Annotated in this window: 13 protein-coding genes; 7 read left to right on the top strand and 6 right to left on the bottom strand. The window is 69.4% G+C overall.

Features of this window, described 5'->3' with window-relative positions; genetic code table 11:
• Position 1: 1 nt before the first annotated feature.
• Together ELQ90_RS11220 and ELQ90_RS11215 are read right to left on the bottom strand one after the other, a co-directional pair.
• A complete protein-coding gene (locus ELQ90_RS11220) occupies positions 2–889 on the bottom strand; it encodes an acetylxylan esterase (protein WP_128495372.1) in 888 nt (295 codons plus the stop codon).
• On the bottom strand, positions 886–1,872 hold the full coding sequence (locus ELQ90_RS11215) for an acetylxylan esterase (protein WP_128495371.1): 987 nt from the start codon (positions 1,870–1,872) through the stop codon (positions 886–888). Before ELQ90_RS11215 ends, ELQ90_RS11220 begins: the two co-directional genes overlap by 4 nt.
• Before the next feature lie 282 nt (positions 1,873–2,154).
• Here ELQ90_RS11215 and ELQ90_RS11210 point away from each other — a divergent pair, with 282 nt between their 5' ends.
• From ELQ90_RS11210 to ELQ90_RS11190, 5 genes are all read left to right on the top strand, one after another.
• The gene (locus ELQ90_RS11210) at positions 2,155–3,420 is read left to right on the top strand and encodes an extracellular solute-binding protein (protein ID WP_166408999.1); all 1,266 of its coding nucleotides are present in this window, start codon (positions 2,155–2,157) and stop codon (positions 3,418–3,420) included.
• 66 nt (positions 3,421–3,486) lie between these two features.
• Positions 3,487–4,443, top strand: a complete 957-nt coding sequence (locus tag ELQ90_RS11205; RefSeq protein WP_166408997.1) for a carbohydrate ABC transporter permease — start codon at positions 3,487–3,489, stop codon at positions 4,441–4,443.
• The gene (locus ELQ90_RS11200; RefSeq protein ID WP_128495369.1) at positions 4,440–5,342 is read left to right on the top strand and encodes a carbohydrate ABC transporter permease; all 903 of its coding nucleotides are present in this window, start codon (positions 4,440–4,442) and stop codon (positions 5,340–5,342) included. The genes ELQ90_RS11205 and ELQ90_RS11200 overlap by 4 nt, the downstream gene beginning before the upstream one ends.
• Positions 5,342–6,310 carry an ROK family protein gene (locus ELQ90_RS11195; protein WP_128495368.1) on the top strand — a complete coding sequence of 323 codons (969 nt, stop codon included), beginning with the start codon at positions 5,342–5,344 and terminating at the stop codon, positions 6,308–6,310. The genes ELQ90_RS11200 and ELQ90_RS11195 overlap by 1 nt, the downstream gene beginning before the upstream one ends.
• Positions 6,307–7,536 carry a M20 family metallopeptidase gene (locus ELQ90_RS11190; RefSeq protein WP_128495367.1) on the top strand — a complete coding sequence of 410 codons (1,230 nt, stop codon included), beginning with the start codon at positions 6,307–6,309 and terminating at the stop codon, positions 7,534–7,536. The genes ELQ90_RS11195 and ELQ90_RS11190 overlap by 4 nt, the downstream gene beginning before the upstream one ends.
• Before the next feature lie 9 nt (positions 7,537–7,545).
• On the opposite strand, the gene ELQ90_RS11185 is transcribed toward ELQ90_RS11190, so the two are convergent.
• Entirely contained in the window at positions 7,546–8,853 is a 1,308-nt protein-coding gene (locus ELQ90_RS11185) for an alpha-L-fucosidase (RefSeq protein WP_128495366.1), read from the bottom strand.
• Here ELQ90_RS11185 and ELQ90_RS11180 point away from each other — a divergent pair.
• Together ELQ90_RS11180 and ELQ90_RS11175 are read left to right on the top strand one after the other, a co-directional pair.
• Positions 8,771–10,732, top strand: coding sequence for a glycoside hydrolase family 20 zincin-like fold domain-containing protein (locus tag ELQ90_RS11180; RefSeq protein ID WP_341810321.1), 1,962 nt, complete (start codon positions 8,771–8,773; stop codon positions 10,730–10,732). The two genes, ELQ90_RS11185 and ELQ90_RS11180, sit on opposite strands and share 83 nt — an antisense overlap.
• A complete protein-coding gene (locus tag ELQ90_RS11175) occupies positions 10,729–11,961 on the top strand; it encodes an alanine racemase (RefSeq protein WP_128495364.1) in 1,233 nt (410 codons plus the stop codon). Before ELQ90_RS11180 ends, ELQ90_RS11175 begins: the two co-directional genes overlap by 4 nt.
• 12 nt (positions 11,962–11,973) lie before the next feature.
• On the opposite strand, the gene ELQ90_RS11170 is transcribed toward ELQ90_RS11175, so the two are convergent.
• The 3 genes from ELQ90_RS11170 to ELQ90_RS11160 form a co-directional block, all read right to left on the bottom strand.
• The gene (locus ELQ90_RS11170; RefSeq protein WP_128495363.1) at positions 11,974–13,569 is read right to left on the bottom strand and encodes an N-acyl-D-amino-acid deacylase family protein; all 1,596 of its coding nucleotides are present in this window, start codon (positions 13,567–13,569) and stop codon (positions 11,974–11,976) included.
• A gap of 109 nt (positions 13,570–13,678) precedes the next feature.
• Complete coding sequence (locus tag ELQ90_RS11165; protein ID WP_128495362.1) at positions 13,679–15,076, bottom strand: FAD-binding oxidoreductase; 1,398 nt, start codon at positions 15,074–15,076, stop codon at positions 13,679–13,681.
• Positions 15,073–15,429: a YrdB family protein gene (locus tag ELQ90_RS11160; protein ID WP_243696141.1), complete on the bottom strand. Its 357-nt coding sequence runs from the start codon at positions 15,427–15,429 to the stop codon at positions 15,073–15,075. Before ELQ90_RS11160 ends, ELQ90_RS11165 begins: the two co-directional genes overlap by 4 nt.
• Positions 15,430–15,489: the final 60 nt, after the last annotated feature.

The raw sequence follows: 15,489 nt of genomic DNA, 5'->3' as shown, positions 1-15,489 counted from the left end.
GTCAATCCCCGGGCAACGGGATCATCGCGTCGGCGTACCGGCTCATCGCGGGTGCGCCGAGCTGCGCGGCGAGCCAGGCGTCGCGTGCGTCGTCGTCGATGCGGTCTCGACCGGTCGGGACGAGGGTGTCCGCCGTGCCTCCGAGCCTCGAGGCGAGCGCGGCGCCCGAGGCGGAGCCATCGCTGACGAGTGCGGCGGCCGTGACGTCGCCCGCGAGTGCGAGCGGGTCGTACAGCGCCGTCGTCGACCGGGCGGCGACGAGTTCGTCGTCTGTGCCGTGGCGGCGGAAGTCGTTGAGGCTCTCCATCGGGTATGCGCGGGTGGACTCGGCGCGTCGCCAGGGATCGGTGAGCAGCAGGCCGTCGACCCGGAGCGCACGGAAGAACGGGCGGCGTGCGGCGGTCAGCACTCCGAGGTCTTCGCCGACGGCGGCGATTCGGGCGCTGTCGACACCCGGGTGGGAGCGGAGGATCTCGGCCGCCCGGAGGCAGTCCGCGACGATGCCACGGTAGACGTATTCGGAAGCGTCGACGATGCCGTCGATGAGGAGGCCGGGATAGGGCGCGCGGTACGGCGCGTCGGCGAGTCGCTGGCCGCGGTGCATCAGCGTGAGGATCGCGTAGCGGGCGCGGTCGTTGCTGTGCGGGGTGTGATTGACACTGCCGTGCCGTGGGATCTCGAGCACGCCGGGGTGGGGGCCGGGCCGGGTGGGGATGCTGAGATAGCCGGCGGCACGATAGCGGCCCGAGCCGCGGTGACCGATGGACGAGAAGGTGATCGTGGAGAACGTCCAGTCGGGCGTCGTCCGCGAGGGTTCCGGCGTGAGGACGAGGTTCGTCGGCACCGCCGCGAGGTCGGCGTCGAGGTCGTCCCAGTAGTCCACGGTCATGCGTTGCCTCCGATGAGGTCGTGCTCGCGCGCCGCCGCCGGCGAAGGGGAGAGGTGCCGCTCGAGGAACGCGTCGATCTCCTCGTTCACCCAGGGGAGTCCCGCGCCGTGCGCGCACCCCTGGTAAGTCAGGAACTGCTCGACGTGGGGGAGGCGCTCCACGAGCGCGAAGCCCGTCTCGGGCGGGCAGACGTCGTCACCGAGTCCGATGTAGACCTGCGCTGGACACGCGACGCGCTCGCTGATGTTGAGCACGTCGAGATACGAGTAGGCGGTCTCGAGCGCCGCCCGCTGCTCCGGGTGGATGTGGAGGTACTCGCGGATCTCCTGGTACGGGTACGTCAGCGTGAGACGGACGCTCGACATGATGCCGCACAGGTACGGGGCGCCTGCGCTGATGCAGCGGACCAGGTCCGGTCGAAGCGCTGCGGTGGCCACGGCGAGGCCGCCGCCCTGGCTCGAGCCGTGCACGCCGATGCGAGTCGGGTCGACCTCGTCGCGGTCCGCAAGGAGGTCGAGCCCGCGGACGACGTCGAGGTAGAAGCCGAGGTACGTGGCTGAGCGGGCGTCGTTGGCACCGTCGACGAGCAGACCGGGGTATCCCGGGTCGATCTGGTCGCGCGCCCGCACCTTTCCACGCGGAGCGACGCTGAGGACGGCGTATCCGCGCAACGACCACGACTTCGCGACCGTCGGATCGGAGATGTATCCCGGGATCAAGAGGATGCCGGGAAGGTCGGCGCCCGGCGCAGCGCCTTCAGGCCGGGTGTACCACGCGCCGACGCGGACGCCTCCCGCGGACGAGTACGCGACCGCGAAGACGTCGACACCGTCGCCCGACATCGTCTCATCGAGGACGAACGCGGCAGCGGGCGCCGTGCGTTCCAGGTAGGCGAGCGCCTCGTTCCAGAAGGCATCGAGGTCGTCGGGACGGTCGACGTCGACCGGACCGCGGGGTGTGAATCGGGCGGTGTCGGAAGGCATGTCATCTCCCCGGGACGCGTGAATGGCGGATTTGTTAACAACCTATACCTAAATGTCTAGCCGCCAGCATGGCCACGAGATCCGTGGTCATTTGTACCTTGATTTTTCGTGCCTGACACGCGGCCGAAACATTCCCCCCACAGACTGACGGGGCAAGAGTTTGTGTGGAGCACATGCATAACACCATAATGAAGTACTCACGAGGTACCCCCACACATTGATTCAGCGTCGAAATCGTCGTGCAGAGCGCGACGAAGGATGGAAAAGGGAAGAGCAATGAGAATGAACAGGCGGCTGGCCGTTGGCACGCTCCTCGTCGGAGCGTTCGCACTGTCGGCATGTGCTTCGGGCGGCGGTCAGTCGTCGGCGGAGGAATCGGACCCGAACCTCACGGTGTGGTTCATGCGCGGCGACGTGCCCGATGCGGCGCAGGAGTGGTTGGCCACCGAGTGGGCCGAGCGCAACGACGGCGCAGAGCTCACGATCGAGATCCAGGACTGGGACGGCATCGTCACCAAGCTCCAGACCTCGCTCGCCAGCGAGTCGCAGACCCCCGACGTCGTGGAGTTCGGCAACACGCAGGTGCGCACTTTCACGAGCGTCGGGGCCCTGTCGGACATCTCCGACCTGCAGGAGGAGATCGGGGGCGACGCGCTGATCCCTTCGCTCGTCGAGGCTGGCTCGATCGACGAGACGCTGTACGCCGCTCCCTTCTTCGCCGGCTCGAGGGTGATCTTCTACCGTGAGTCGATGCTCGAAGAGGCCGGCATCGAGGTGCCCGAGACGATCGACGAACTCGGAGACGCCGCCGTCGCGCTGAAGGAGGCGAACAGCGACGTCGCCAACTTCGAAGGCATCTTCACCGCGGCCAAGGACCTCGGCTCGAACCTCGGTTGGCTCTTCACCTACGGCACGCCCATCGCCGAACAGGATGGCGACCAGTGGGTCGGCACGCTTTCGACCCCCGAGGGAATCGAGGCGCTCGAGGCACTGCAGCGGATCTACACCGAGGGCATGTCGACAGCCGCCACGGCGACCGTCGACGAGACCCGCACCCCGTACGTCCCCTACAACGAGGGCCGCGCCGCGATGTTCTCGTCGCTCCCGAACGCGTGGGACGAGATCTCGCCCGAGTTGCAGGAGGACACGGGGGCCTTCGCGCTCCCCGGGACCGATGCCGGCGACATCGGCCACGCGTTGGCCGGCGGTTCCAACATCGGCATCGCGGCGGCCTCGCCGAACCAGGAGCACTCGCGCGAGCTGCTCGCGATGATGTTCGAACCCGAGTTCCAGGAGTACTTCGCAACGGAGGGCGGGTGGGTGCCCGGAAACACGGAATACTCGGTTCCCGCTGAAGGCAACCCGGCGGCCGAGGCGCAGGTCGCCGCGGTCGAGAACTCGATGATGACCCCGCTCGCTCCCGGCTGGGGGGTCATCGAGAGCAACGACGTCATGCGGAACCTCTTCACCGAGGTAGCCCAGGGCGGCGACGTCACTGCGCTCGCCGAGGAGTACGACGCCATCATCACGTCGCTGCTCAACGAATGATCACCCGTCACCGGTGACGGACCACACGGTCCGTCACCGGTGACGGCTCCAGAAGGGAAAGGTGACATGGTGCTCACCGTCGACGCTCCACCGGCGACGGGCGCCCGCCCACTGCCGCCTCGCCGGGCATCCGTGCTCCGTCGTGCCGCTCCACTGTGGCTGGGTCTACCCGCCGTCATCGTCGTCATCGTCACGCAGGGTTATCCGCTCGTGACGCAGATCATCATGTCGTTCCAAGAGTTCGGCCTCGCCCAGCAGTTCGGCCAGCCCGCTGAGTGGATCGGTCTCGACAACTACACCCGAGTGATGACGGACCCCGTCTTCTGGGGGGTCATGGTCCGCTCGGTCGTGTTCGGTGCGGTCGTCGCGGGGCTGACGATGGTGATCGGCGTCCTCGCCGCGCTCCTGATGACCAAGCTTCCCACCGTCATCCGTGTCGCCCTCCAGGTCTCGATGCTTCTCGCCTGGGCGATGCCCCACTTGTCATCGCTCACGGTTTGGCAGTGGCTGTTCAACACTCGGAACGGTGTCGTCAACACCGTCCTCGTCGCTCTCGGCTTCGAGCAGTTCCGCGGATACGCGTGGCTGCTCGATCCGGCGTCCTTCTTCGTCATCGCCGGAGCCGTCGTCATCTGGGGCTCCGTGCCCCTCGTGATGTTCATGGTGTACGCCTCGGTGACGCAGGTCGACGAGTCGATCATGGAGGCTGCCCAGCTCGACGGTGCCGGCCCGTTCCGGCGCTTCTTCTCGGTCACGATGCCCATCATCGCGCCGGTGCTGTTCCTCGTCGGCATGCTGCAGATCATCTGGGATCTTCGCGTGTTCACCCAGATCTCGGTACTGCAGGATGCTGGCGGTGTGACGAGCGACACCAACGTGCTCGGCACGTACATCTATCAGATCGGCCTCGGGCAGGGTGATTACGGTCAGGGCTCAGCGATCGCGATGATCATGCTCGTGCTCACCCTCGTGCTCACCGCCGGGTACGTGCGACAGCTGCTCAAGAATGCGAATCAGTCATGACCACGACCTCCGCACCACCGAAGACCGTCGCCGTCGTCACTCGAGGCGGTACCACCGAGCCCCGCCGCCGTCGATCGAGACGATCGACGTCCGTTTTCGCGGTGATCGGCGTCGCTCTCGCCCTCGTGTGGGTGTTCCCCATCTACTGGATGCTCAACTCGTCGTTGCAGACCGACGAGCAGCTCTACGGCTCGGGGCTCACGCTCTTCCCCACCGACCTGTTCACCGGGAACTTCGAGCGCGTCATCGCCGACCAGTCGTTCTGGAGAGCGATGGGCATGTCCGCGACCGTCACCGCACTGGCGGTCGTCGTCGCGGTGCTCACCGCGATCGCGGCCGCCGCCGCGGTGAGCCGCTTCCGGTTCCGCAGCAGGGGCGCCGTCATCCTCGTGATCCTCGTGATCCAGATGATCCCCGCCGAGGCGATGTTCATCTCGCAGTACCGGATGATGGACAGCTGGGACCTCATCAACAGCGCGCTCGGCCTGGCATTGCTGTACGCCGGTCACAGCATCCCGATCACCATCTGGATGCTGAAGGGCTTCATCGACGGCGTGCCGTACGAGCTCGAAGAGGCCGGTCAGGTTGACGGGCTCTCGCGCTTCGGCGCGTTCCGCCACATCACGCTTCCCCTGCTGGCACCGGGGCTGGTGGCATCCAGCATCTTCGCGTTCCTGTCCTCCTGGAACGAGTACACCCTCGCGCTCGTGATCATGAAGGACAACGCCTTCGCGACGCTGCCGCTGTGGCTGCGTCGGTTCAACGTCAGCTACGAGGCGACCGATTGGGGCGGGATCATGGCGGGCTCCGCGCTCATCGCGATCCCCGTCATCATCGTCTTCCTCATCGTGCAGGGGCGGATGGCGACGGGGCTCGTCGGGGGCGCGGTCAAGGGCTGATGGTCGATCTCACTACCGCCGCGGGGCGACCTGCGGCTTCCTCCTCGTACGCCTCGTTCTCTATCGGCCTCGACGTCGGAGGCACCAAGGTCCGCGGCGTCGTGACCGACGCCGACGGCGCGATCGTGGCGGGTGCCCGGAAGCGCACCCGCGCCGGCGTGGATGGCGTGCTGCACACCATCGGCTCCGTCGTCGACGACCTGGTCGCCGACGCTGCGATCGACATCGCAGCGGTCGAACGGGTCGGTCTCGGCGTCCCCGGCGTCGTCGACCCCGCCGCGGGCGTGATCTCCCACGCAGTGAATCTCGGTATCCACGACCCGTTCGATATCGCCAGCGCCCTCGGCGACCGTCTCGGCGTCCACGGACGGGTGCACCTCGAGAACGACGTCAATGCTGCAGCCCTCGGAGTGGCCGAGGCGCTCGGGCTGCGGTCGAACTCGGTCGCGGTGATCTCTTCGGGCACCGGCCTTGCCGCGGGTTTCGTGGTGGAGGGGCGGCTGTGGCGCGGGCATCGCGGCGCCGCTGGCGAGATCGGGCACATCTCGGTCGATCCGACGGGGCCGATCTGCAAGTGCGGGCAGCGCGGATGCCTCGAGCTCTACGCGTCGGGCACGGCGATCGCCCGCATGCTCGGTCCGGGTTCGCCGCCGCCCCGCATGAAGCAGATCTTCGCCGCCGCGACCGCCGGCGACGCGACCGCGCGGCACATCGTCGACACCGTAGCGGAAGCGCTCGCGGTGGCGATCCGGTTCGTCACGCTGTCGATGGACCCCGAGCGAATCTTCCTCATGGGCGGGCTCGCCAGCGTCGGTACCCCCCTCCTGGATGCCGTCCTCGACGCCGTCGCGAAGGGCGAGCGCGACTCGCCCTTCCTCCTTGCACTGCGGATGCCGGAGCGGGTCGGTCTCGTGCCCGACGTCGCGGACCTGCCGGCGCGCGGTGCCGCGCGCCTGGGCGTGGTATGACCGGCACGGACGACTACCTCGACCGTCACGACGATGCGCTGCTCGCCCTGACGGCGCGGCTCATCGGCATCGACAGTCAGATCCCGCCGTTCGGAGACGAGCGGGCGATCATCGCTCATCTCGACGGAGTGCTGGAACGAGACGGGTTCACCGAGCGCACGATCATGGAGCCGGTGCGCGGCCGGCCGAGCCTGATCGCCCGGATACCGGGGGTCGGCGGGGGCCCCACCCTCATGTTCTGCGCACACGTCGACACCAAGCCCGTCGGCGACGCCGCGGGTCTGTGGCGCACCGACCCGTTCACCGCGACCATCGTGGACGACCGGATCGTCGGGCTCGGCGCGACGGACATGAAGGGGGCGCTCGCCGCGATGATCCTCGCGGTGCGAGCGGTCCGGGCGAGCAGCGCGCTCCGCGGCGATCTCGTGCTCACGCTCGTCGCCGACGAGGAGGCGGGCGCCGGCGCCGGCGCGAAACGGGTTGCGCCGACGCTCCGCGATGCCGGCATCGACGCGGCGATCATCGGCGAGCCCAGCGGGTGGACCCGCGATTGGCAGGCGATCCACCTCGTCTCGCGCGGCATCCTCGCGGCCACGGTCGTCGTTCGCGGAACTCAGAAGCACTCCGGGCTCTCGGACCGCCTCCCCACCGTCAATGCCGCTCTCGTCGCGGCCGGGCTCATGCAGCGCGCTGTGGCGGAACTCCGGTTTCCGACGGGCGTGGCCGGGTCGGTGACCGTCGCCCCCACCGTGAACGTCGGGGCGACGCTCGCTACCGGCGCGGGGTTCGGGGTCACGCCCGGCCGCGCAGAGTTCGGCATCGAGGTCCGGACGGTGCCCGGGGCGACACCGGCATCGGTGCGCAAAGTGATCGATGCGTGGCTCGACGGATGTCGCAGAGACGATCCGTCGCTCGACGCGGAGATCGTGCTCCACCCCGGGCTGGAGTGGCTGCCCTGGAGCGTCATGTCCGACGACCACCCGCTGGTCGAGGTCGTGCGACGGGCGAGTGCCGACGTGCTGGGGGAGGCGCCGCCGTTCGATGCGTTCCCCGGAGGGACGGATGCCCCGTGGTTCGCGGCGGCCGGGATCCCGACCCTGCCGGCGTTCGGCCCCGGCATGCTGTCGAGCGCCCACGGTCCGAACGAATTCGTCTCGCTGTCGAGTCTTCGGCAGGCGGCACGGATGTATGCGCGCATCATGCAGGACTACTGCGGCGTGGCGTGACCACCCGGTTCAGGCGGTGAGGTGCAGCTCGATCACGGGGAGCAGGACGTCGGGGGGTGTGATCGGGAGCACGAGGGCTTCGGCGTCCGCAGGAACTCGGAAGACCGTGTGCTCGTTCATGAGATCGGCCGTGTCGCGGTGCGGGGCGAGCGCGACCTCCGAGCCGTCGTGGACGAATCGGGCGAACCGCACCCGACCGCGGAGACCGGGAAGAACGAGGTGGCGGTGTGGCCAGTGGAGGAGGTGCAGCCACACCCGGTCGCCCGCCGCGGTCGCAGTCACGCCGGCCTGCCCCGGCCCGAGTCCTGCAGGACCGGCTCCGTGCACCGTTCTGGCGTGCAGTGCGAACCAGGTGGCGAAGTCGTCGAGGACGGTCGCGGCGGCGGGTTCGAGCCGACCCCGCGCGTCGGGCCCGACGTTCAGCAGCAGGTTGCCGCCCTGCGCCGTCGCGGTGACGAGCTGTTCGAGCAGCTGCCGCGATGAGCGTCGCTGGCCGACTGTAACGTCGTACCCCCAGCTGCCCGAGAGTGTCTGGCAGACCTCCCACCGCGGAGCGTCGGCCGCCTCGCCGATGGTTCCCATGGGCATCTGCTGCTCGGGCGTGACGAGGTCGCCGGGGATCTCGAGACGGTCGTTGACGAGGATGCCCGGCTGCAATTCGCGAACGCGGGCGAGGAGGGTCTCCGAGTCCCAGGTCTCCGCACCCTTGCCGGGGAGTCCGTTGCGTCCCTCCCCGTAGGAGAAATCGAAGAAGAGGTAGTCGATGGCGCCGTAACCAGTCAGAAGCTCCTCGACCTGCCCGTGCAGGTAGGCGCGGTAGCGTGCGATGTCGCGCCCGACGTTCAGCGCATCGACGTCGCCGCCGCGCTGAGGGTGAACCCCGTCGATGGTGAAGTCGGGGTGGTGCCAGTCGAGCAGCGAGTAATACAGGCCGATCCGGAGCCCGCGCGCCCGGAACGCGTTCACGAACTCGCGTACGAGGTCGCGGCCGCCGAGGGTGCGTGAGACGCTCCAGTCCGTGAGCGCGGATGGCCAGAGGCAGTATCCGTCGTGGTGCTTCGCGGTCAGAACGGCGTATCGCATCCCCGCGTTCCACGCGGCGTCGGCGAGTGCGTCTGCGTCGAAGAGGTCGGCGTCGAAGTAGTCGCCGTAGCGTTCGTAGTGCTCCGGTGCCATCGTCTCCCGCAGCATGACCTGTTCGTGGCGCGCGGCCACTGCGTACGGTCCCCAATGGATGAACATGCCGAGCCGTGCCTGGTCGAACCAGGCATGCGCTGCGGGATCGATGTCGATGGAGGCTTCCGCGGGACTGGACATTTCCCTAGTATGGCAGGAGTCCATACAAATTGAACGGGCTGCGTCCCCGTCCAGACAGAGGAGCACGATGACCGACCTGCTGGGATCCCTTTTCCCGCGGCCACGGGTGGCGACGATCACGACGGGCGAGGGCCCGAGCCGCGGTGCGGCACCCCGCACGTCGCTGGACGACACGCTGCCTGCCGAAGGATTTCGGCTCCGGGCGGATGCCTCGGGGATCGAGGTTCGGTACGCCGACGCCCGTGGCCTGCGTTACGCCCTCGCGACGCTCGATCAGCTCCGCGTTCACCCCGACTTCACGACGTCGGTCGTCGACATCGAGGACCACCCCGATTTCGCCGTCCGCGGCTACATGCTCGACGTGAGCCGCGACCGCGTGCCGACGCGCGCGACCCTGCTGCGCTATCTCGACCTCGCTGAGCGGGCGCGGCTGAACCACTTCGAGCTCTACATCGAGCACACGTTCGCGTACGAGGGTCACGACCTGGTCTGGCAGGACGCTTCGCCCTTCACTGTCGCGGACCTGCGATGGTTCGACGCGGAGTGCGTCGCCCGCGGCATCGACTTCGTGCCGTCGGTGAATTGCCTCGGTCACATGGAGCGCTGGCTCAAGCACCCGGCGTACAAGGACCGCTCCGAAACCCCCGACGGTTACGTCTGGGGCTTCGAGCGTCGTGCCGCCGCGACCCTCGAGCCGACGCGGGAGAACGCCGATTTCACCCTCGGGCTTCTGCTCGAGATCGCCGAGACGACGTCGAGCGGCAAGATCAACATCGGTGCCGACGAGCCGTTCGAGCTCGGTCAGGGCGCCTCAGCCGATGCCGTCGCCGAGCGAGGACGCGGCGAGGTGTACTTCGAGTACGTCCGCCACCTGCTCGAGCGGCTCACCGAGCGTGGCTACCAGGTCGAGTTCTGGGCCGACATCTTCGCCGAGCACCCGGAACTCATGGGCCGCGTGCCCCAGGGGGCCGTCCCGGTCGTGTGGCAGTACGACGGTCCGCTCCTGAGCGCCGCCGTGATCGACGGCGCCGACGACGAGTTGCGCGCGAAATGGGAGGCGATCGCCTTCGACGTCGAGGCGACGCGGCAGGGTGCGCGTGGTCGTGCCGCAGCGCTCATCGAGTCCGGCGAGCCGTTCTGGCTCGCGCCCGGCACGAGCACCTGGCAGTCCTTCGTCGGTCGCACCGACAACGCCGTCGACAACCTCGTCGACGTCGCGAGGACCGGGCTCGACACGGGCGCCCGCGGTTACGTCAATACCCAGTGGGGCGACCACGGCTCGCTCGAGCCGCCGGTCGTCAGCTTCGGCCCGCTGCTGCTCGGAGGCGCCGTCTCCTGGTGCCTCGACTCGAACGCCGATCTCGACCTCGCGACCCTCGTCGACACGGTCGCGCTGCTCGATCGCACCGGCCGGATCGGTCGCGCGACCGTCGAGGCCGGAGGTGCCGCCCACGCGCTCGGATCGCCACTGCTCAACGCGAGCCAGCTCTTCACCGTGCTGTGGCGGGCCGGCGAGATCCCGTCGGGATCGTGGCCGGCACCGTCCGGTGTCGCGGCCGCACGAGCGAAGCTCGAGACGGCACGTGCGCTGCTCGTCGGTGCCGAGCCCGAAGCCGCCGATGGCGAGCTGGCCGTCTCCGAGCTCGACCACGCCATCCGGTTCGCGCTCCTCGCCGCCGATGTCCTCGACCTGGGACACGGCGCACTCGCCGAGCTCGACCCCGAGACCGCGTTGCGCCTGCGCGACCGGCTCGACGTGCTCCTCGCCGAGCAGCGCACGCTGTGGTTGCGTCGATCACGCCCGGGCGGGCTCGACGACGCCGTCGGCAAGCTGGTGCCATTGCGCCGACTGCTCGAGCGACGCGCCGTGCTGGCGTGAGCGCGACCGTGCCCGACTCCTCAGTCACGATCGGTCCGCAGCACAAGTCGATTCCGCCGCGACTGTGGGGTTCGACGATCGCTGAGGCCGGCACGCAGGGCATCCGGCTGACCGATCTCGCCACGCCGGTGCTCGTCATCGACGAGGCCGCACTGCAGCACAACACCGGGACGATGCAACGGTGGATGGCTGCACGCGGAGTCTCGTGGGCCCCGCACGGGAAGACCACGATGTCTCCTGAACTGTGGGCGCGCGCGCTCGACGCCGGCGCGTGGGGCATCACGGTCGCGACCGGATGGCAGGCGCTGGTCGCTCGCGCGGCCGGCGTCGAACGGATCCTCGTGGCGAACGAGATCATCGATCCGGTGGCGCTCGACGCTCTCGCCGAGACCGCGCCCGACGTGATCTTCTTCGTCGACTCGGTCGAGGCGACCACCCGGGCATCTACGGCCGCCCGGCGGGCGGGCGCACGGCTCGGTGTGATCGTGGACCTCGGCGGTGCCGGCGGCCGCGCCGGCGTCCGCGGTGGGGACGAGGCGTTCGCGTTGGCGAGCGCCGTCGCGAACGATCCACATCTGGAGCTCCGCGGTGTCGGAGGGTACGAGGGCGCGCTGGCCCACGACCGGAAGTCCGCGTCGATCGACGCGGTCCGCTCATGGACGGGGCAACTCACGAGGGTGTTCGAGAAGGCGGTTGCCGCCGGGCTCTTCGCCGCGGATGAAGCCCCGATCGTCACGGCGTCCGGCAGCCTCTACTTCGACGTCGTCGCAGCGGAACTGGCGCCGTTGGTGGGAGAGGCGACCGTGCTGCTCCGGCCCGGCGCGGTTCAGACGCACGACTCCGGCTTCTACCGTGAGCTGTCGCCCCTCGTCGGCACCGACGAGGAGCTGCACCCGGCGATCCACGTGTGGTCGCACGTGCTCGCGCGCCCGGAACCCGGGCTCGCGATCCTCGACGCAGGGCGCCGCGACGTGCCGTACGACCAGCATCTGCCCGTCATCGACCAGGTGGGAGCAGAGCGCGTCTCGCCGCTGCTGGTCACCGCGGTCGATGACCAGCATGCCTACGTCCGCGCCGATGTGGAGTTGCCGCTCGCCGTCGGGGACCGGGTGCGGCTGGCACTCAGCCATCCCTGCACGGCGTTCGACAAGTGGCGGCTGATCCCGATCGTGGCCGACGGCTCGTCGCCCGACGCCGCCGTCGTGGATTTCGTGACGACGATCTTCTGAGAGCCTCCCGCGTCAGCCGGCGTGACGGAGCGCACGACCCGCGCGTGCTCCCGTCGGAACGCCCGCGGCGACCACGCGCTCGCCGCGGATCCAGACATCACTGATGCCGCGGGGCGTCGTGCGCGGGTGCTCGTAGCTCGATGCGTCGGCGATGCGGGTCGCGTCGAACAGGACGAGGTCGGCGACAGCGCCCTCACGGAGCACACCTCGATCCTCGAGCCCGAGTCGTGCAGCTGGCGACCCCGTGAGGTGACGCACCCATTCCTCGAGCGGCATGAGGTCGCCGTAGGCGGCGAAGTAGCGGGGGAACGTGCCCCATCCTCTGGGGTGGGGCCGGCTACCGACGAGGATGCCGTCGCTCCCGCCCATGTGCCGCGGGTGTGCGAGAATCCGGCGGACGTTCGATTCGTCCCCGACGTGCATCAGGATGCTCGTGCGGAGCCGGTCCCGCCGCAGGATCGCGACCGCGGCGTCGAAAGCCGTCGCCGGCCCGCCGAGCGCCGGCAGCCCGACGAGGTCCGAGACGACACGCCCGACGCACGGCTCGAGCGCGGGACTGCTGACTCCGGCGATCGTGATCGTCGACCAGTCGATACGTTCGCCGTGGGAGCCGTCCGAGCCGGTCACCTCGAGCGCCTCACGGATAGCGCCGAGTTCGACGCGGTCAGACAGCCGCTCGAGCGTGGCGTCCATCCCACCCGCGGCCGCCCAACTCGGCAGCAGCGCGGCGAGGGTCGTGGCGCCGGCGAGGTACGGGTAGGCGTCGAGCGTGACGTCCACGCCCTCGGCGACGGCCGCATCGACCAACTCGAGCAGTTCCCCGGCACGGCCGCGGTTGGACGGGAAATTCATCGTCGCATGGGTGAGGTGCACCGGGCAGTGGGTTCGTCGCGAGATGTCGATGACCTCGCGATATGCGTCGAGCGCGCCACCGCCGTAACCGCGGGTGTGGGGGGACCAATAGCCGCCGTGCGCCGCGACGACGCGACACAACGCGGCGAGTTCGTCGGTCGTCGCGTGCAGTCCCGGTGCGTACGTCAATCCGCTCGACATGCCGAAAGCGCCCGCCCGCATCCCGTCCGCCAGTAGTCCCTGCATCCGATCGAGCTCCGCGGCGGTGGCGGCCCGCGCGTCGTGTCCGACCGTCATCATGCGCAGGTTGCCCTGCGGGACCAGAAACGCGGCGTTCGTCGGAGTACCGCCGTCGATGCGGCCGAGGTACCCAGCGACGTCGCGCCACGAGAATTCGTCGTCGGTCAGGTCGCCGTTCCATCCGGCGATGCGGGTGCGGATGTCGGCGAGCACGCCGTCGTCGACGGGGGCGTATCCGAGACCGTCCTGACCGATCACCTCGGTCGTGACACCCTGGAGGAGCTTCGCATCGTGCGTGCCCTCACGCAGGATCTCCAGGTCGGAATGCGCGTGCATGTCGATGAATCCCGGCGCGAGGACGAGGCCGGAGCCGTCGACCGAGCCGGGGGAGGGGGCGAGGGACGTGGCGGGGGTAATGGACACGATGCGATCGCCGTGCACGACGACGTCCGCCGCACGGCCCGGTGCTCCGGTGCCGTCGACGACGAGTGCGCCTCGGATCAGTGTGTGGTCCAATTTGTAAGGAGTTTAGTCGCTATTCCGTCGGCTCTTCTCGCGGACACGCCAGGGACCACGCGGCGACCTGCGCCTCGACCCCGCTTCCGGCTCGGGCGGGCCGCACGCCTCAGCGGACGACCAGAGGATCGAAGACCTTGCCGGGGTTGAGGATCCCGAGCGGATCGAAGACAGCCTTGATGCCGCGTTGCAGATCGACCTGGTCGTCGCCGAGCTCGTCGGCGAGCCACCGGCGCTTCAACACGCCGATGCCGTGCTCTCCCGTGAGCGTGCCGCCGAGCGCCAGCGCCGCCGTGAAGAGAGCGTCGGCCGCCGCCCAGATGTGGTCGGGGACGGTGTCGCCCTCGAAGACGAAGTTCGGGTGGAGGTTCCCGTCGCCAGCGTGGGCGACAGTGGGAATCGTCACGCCGAAGCGTTGCTCGACGTCCGCGATCGCCGCGAACATCGCGGGAAGGGCGCTCCGTGGGACGGACACGTCCTCGATGAGGGTCGTGCCGAGGCGCTCCATCGCCGGGTGCATCGCGCGCCGTACCGCGAGCAGCCGCTCTCCCTCCGCGACATCGGTCGTGAGTTCCGCCCGCCCGCCGAGCGACTCGACGGTCGCGAGGACGGAGGCCGCCTCCTCGGCCGCAGCGGGCCCGTCCGTCTGGACCACGAGGTGGGCGGTGTCGGACTCGCCCATGGACGTGCCGAGCAGGGCGTCGACGGCGAGCAGCGACGTCGCGTCCATGAGCTCCATGACGGCGGGCTGCACGCCGGCGGCGGTGATGGCGGAGGAGGCGCGCGCGGCGCTCGTTGCGTCGGGGAAGAAGCACGCGACGGTCGCGATCGTGCCCTCGACCCGCCGCTTGACGCGTACGACCGCCTCGACGACGACGCCGAGCAGTCCCTCTGAGCCGACCATGAGCGCCGTGAGGTCGAGCCCCGTCACACCCTTGATGCTGCGGTGACCCGTGCGGATGGCACGGCCGTCGGCGAGGACGACGGTGAGGCCCAGGACGGCGTCGCGCGTGACCCCGTACTTCGCGCACAGCAGGCCGCCGGCGCCCGTCGCGATGTTGCCGCCGATGGTCGAGATGGCCCGCGACGCCGGATCGGGCGCGAACCAGAGGCCGCGCTCGCCGAGGAGATCGTTGAAGGCGCCGTTCAGGATGCCGGGCTGGACGACGGCGACGAGGTCGTCCTCGTCGATCTCGAGCACGCGATCCATCGCGAGCGTCGAGAGGACGATCTCCCCGGCCGACGCCATCGCGGCGCCCGCGAGGCCCGTGCCGGCCCCTCGAGTGACGACGGGCGTCCGCGTCGAGGTGGCGATGCGCATCGTCGACTGGACGTCCTCGATCGAGCGGGCCTCGACGATCGCGAGCGGGGCCGCGGCGGATCGGTGCCCCGACTTGTCGGCGCGCGCGGCGTCCAAGCGGGTCGCGTCCGTGACGACGGCGTCGCCGAGCGCGTCCCGCAAGGCCGCGAGGACGGATGGCCCGTCGGCCACCGCCGCCGGCGTCATCGCGCGAGTTCCTTGCGGCCGGCGATGACGCCGCTCACGACGGCGACGAGCGCGTAGACGATGCCGACGACAGGCTGACTGAGATCGAGCCAGGCGAGCGTCGTGGCCGCCACGACCAGCAGTTCGACGAGCGACTTGCCGTACACGTCGACGGAGAAGACGGCGCGGGGGGAGCGGAACAGCGCCCACAGGAGGATGGCGAGGATCGGAGCTCCGAGCCCGATCACGATGTTGAGCGGGAACACGAAGGACACGAATCCCCACACCCCGAGCGTCACGAAGGCGAAGAGCTCGAGGACGAGGCGGAGGACGTCGTTGACGCCGATGCGGTGGGGGGTCGTTGTCGCGGTCACCACTCGATTTTAGGCGCCGCCGGTCGGCGTGCGTGCCGTCGGGCCAGCGGAGCGGGAACG

The organism is Labedella phragmitis (assembly GCF_004078635.1).
Taxonomy (GTDB): domain Bacteria; phylum Actinomycetota; class Actinomycetes; order Actinomycetales; family Microbacteriaceae; genus Labedella; species Labedella phragmitis.
Note: the sequence above shows the minus strand (reverse complement) of the source record. Positions and strands in the feature narration are given on the sequence as shown.

Coding starts and splice junctions, on each gene's coding strand:
- ELQ90_RS11220 (WP_128495372.1), bottom strand. CDS start 889: ATGACCGTGGACTACTGGGACGACCTCGACGCCGACCTCGCGGCGGTG.
- ELQ90_RS11215 (WP_128495371.1), bottom strand. CDS start 1,872: ATGCCTTCCGACACCGCCCGATTCACACCCCGCGGTCCGGTCGACGTC.
- ELQ90_RS11210 (WP_166408999.1), top strand. CDS start 2,155: ATGAACAGGCGGCTGGCCGTTGGCACGCTCCTCGTCGGAGCGTTCGCA.
- ELQ90_RS11205 (WP_166408997.1), top strand. CDS start 3,487: ATGGTGCTCACCGTCGACGCTCCACCGGCGACGGGCGCCCGCCCACTG.
- ELQ90_RS11200 (WP_128495369.1), top strand. CDS start 4,440: ATGACCACGACCTCCGCACCACCGAAGACCGTCGCCGTCGTCACTCGA.
- ELQ90_RS11195 (WP_128495368.1), top strand. CDS start 5,342: ATGGTCGATCTCACTACCGCCGCGGGGCGACCTGCGGCTTCCTCCTCG.
- ELQ90_RS11190 (WP_128495367.1), top strand. CDS start 6,307: ATGACCGGCACGGACGACTACCTCGACCGTCACGACGATGCGCTGCTC.
- ELQ90_RS11180 (WP_341810321.1), top strand. CDS start 8,771: ATGAACATGCCGAGCCGTGCCTGGTCGAACCAGGCATGCGCTGCGGGA.
- ELQ90_RS11185 (WP_128495366.1), bottom strand. CDS start 8,853: ATGTCCAGTCCCGCGGAAGCCTCCATCGACATCGATCCCGCAGCGCAT.
- ELQ90_RS11165 (WP_128495362.1), bottom strand. CDS start 15,076: ATGACGCCGGCGGCGGTGGCCGACGGGCCATCCGTCCTCGCGGCCTTG.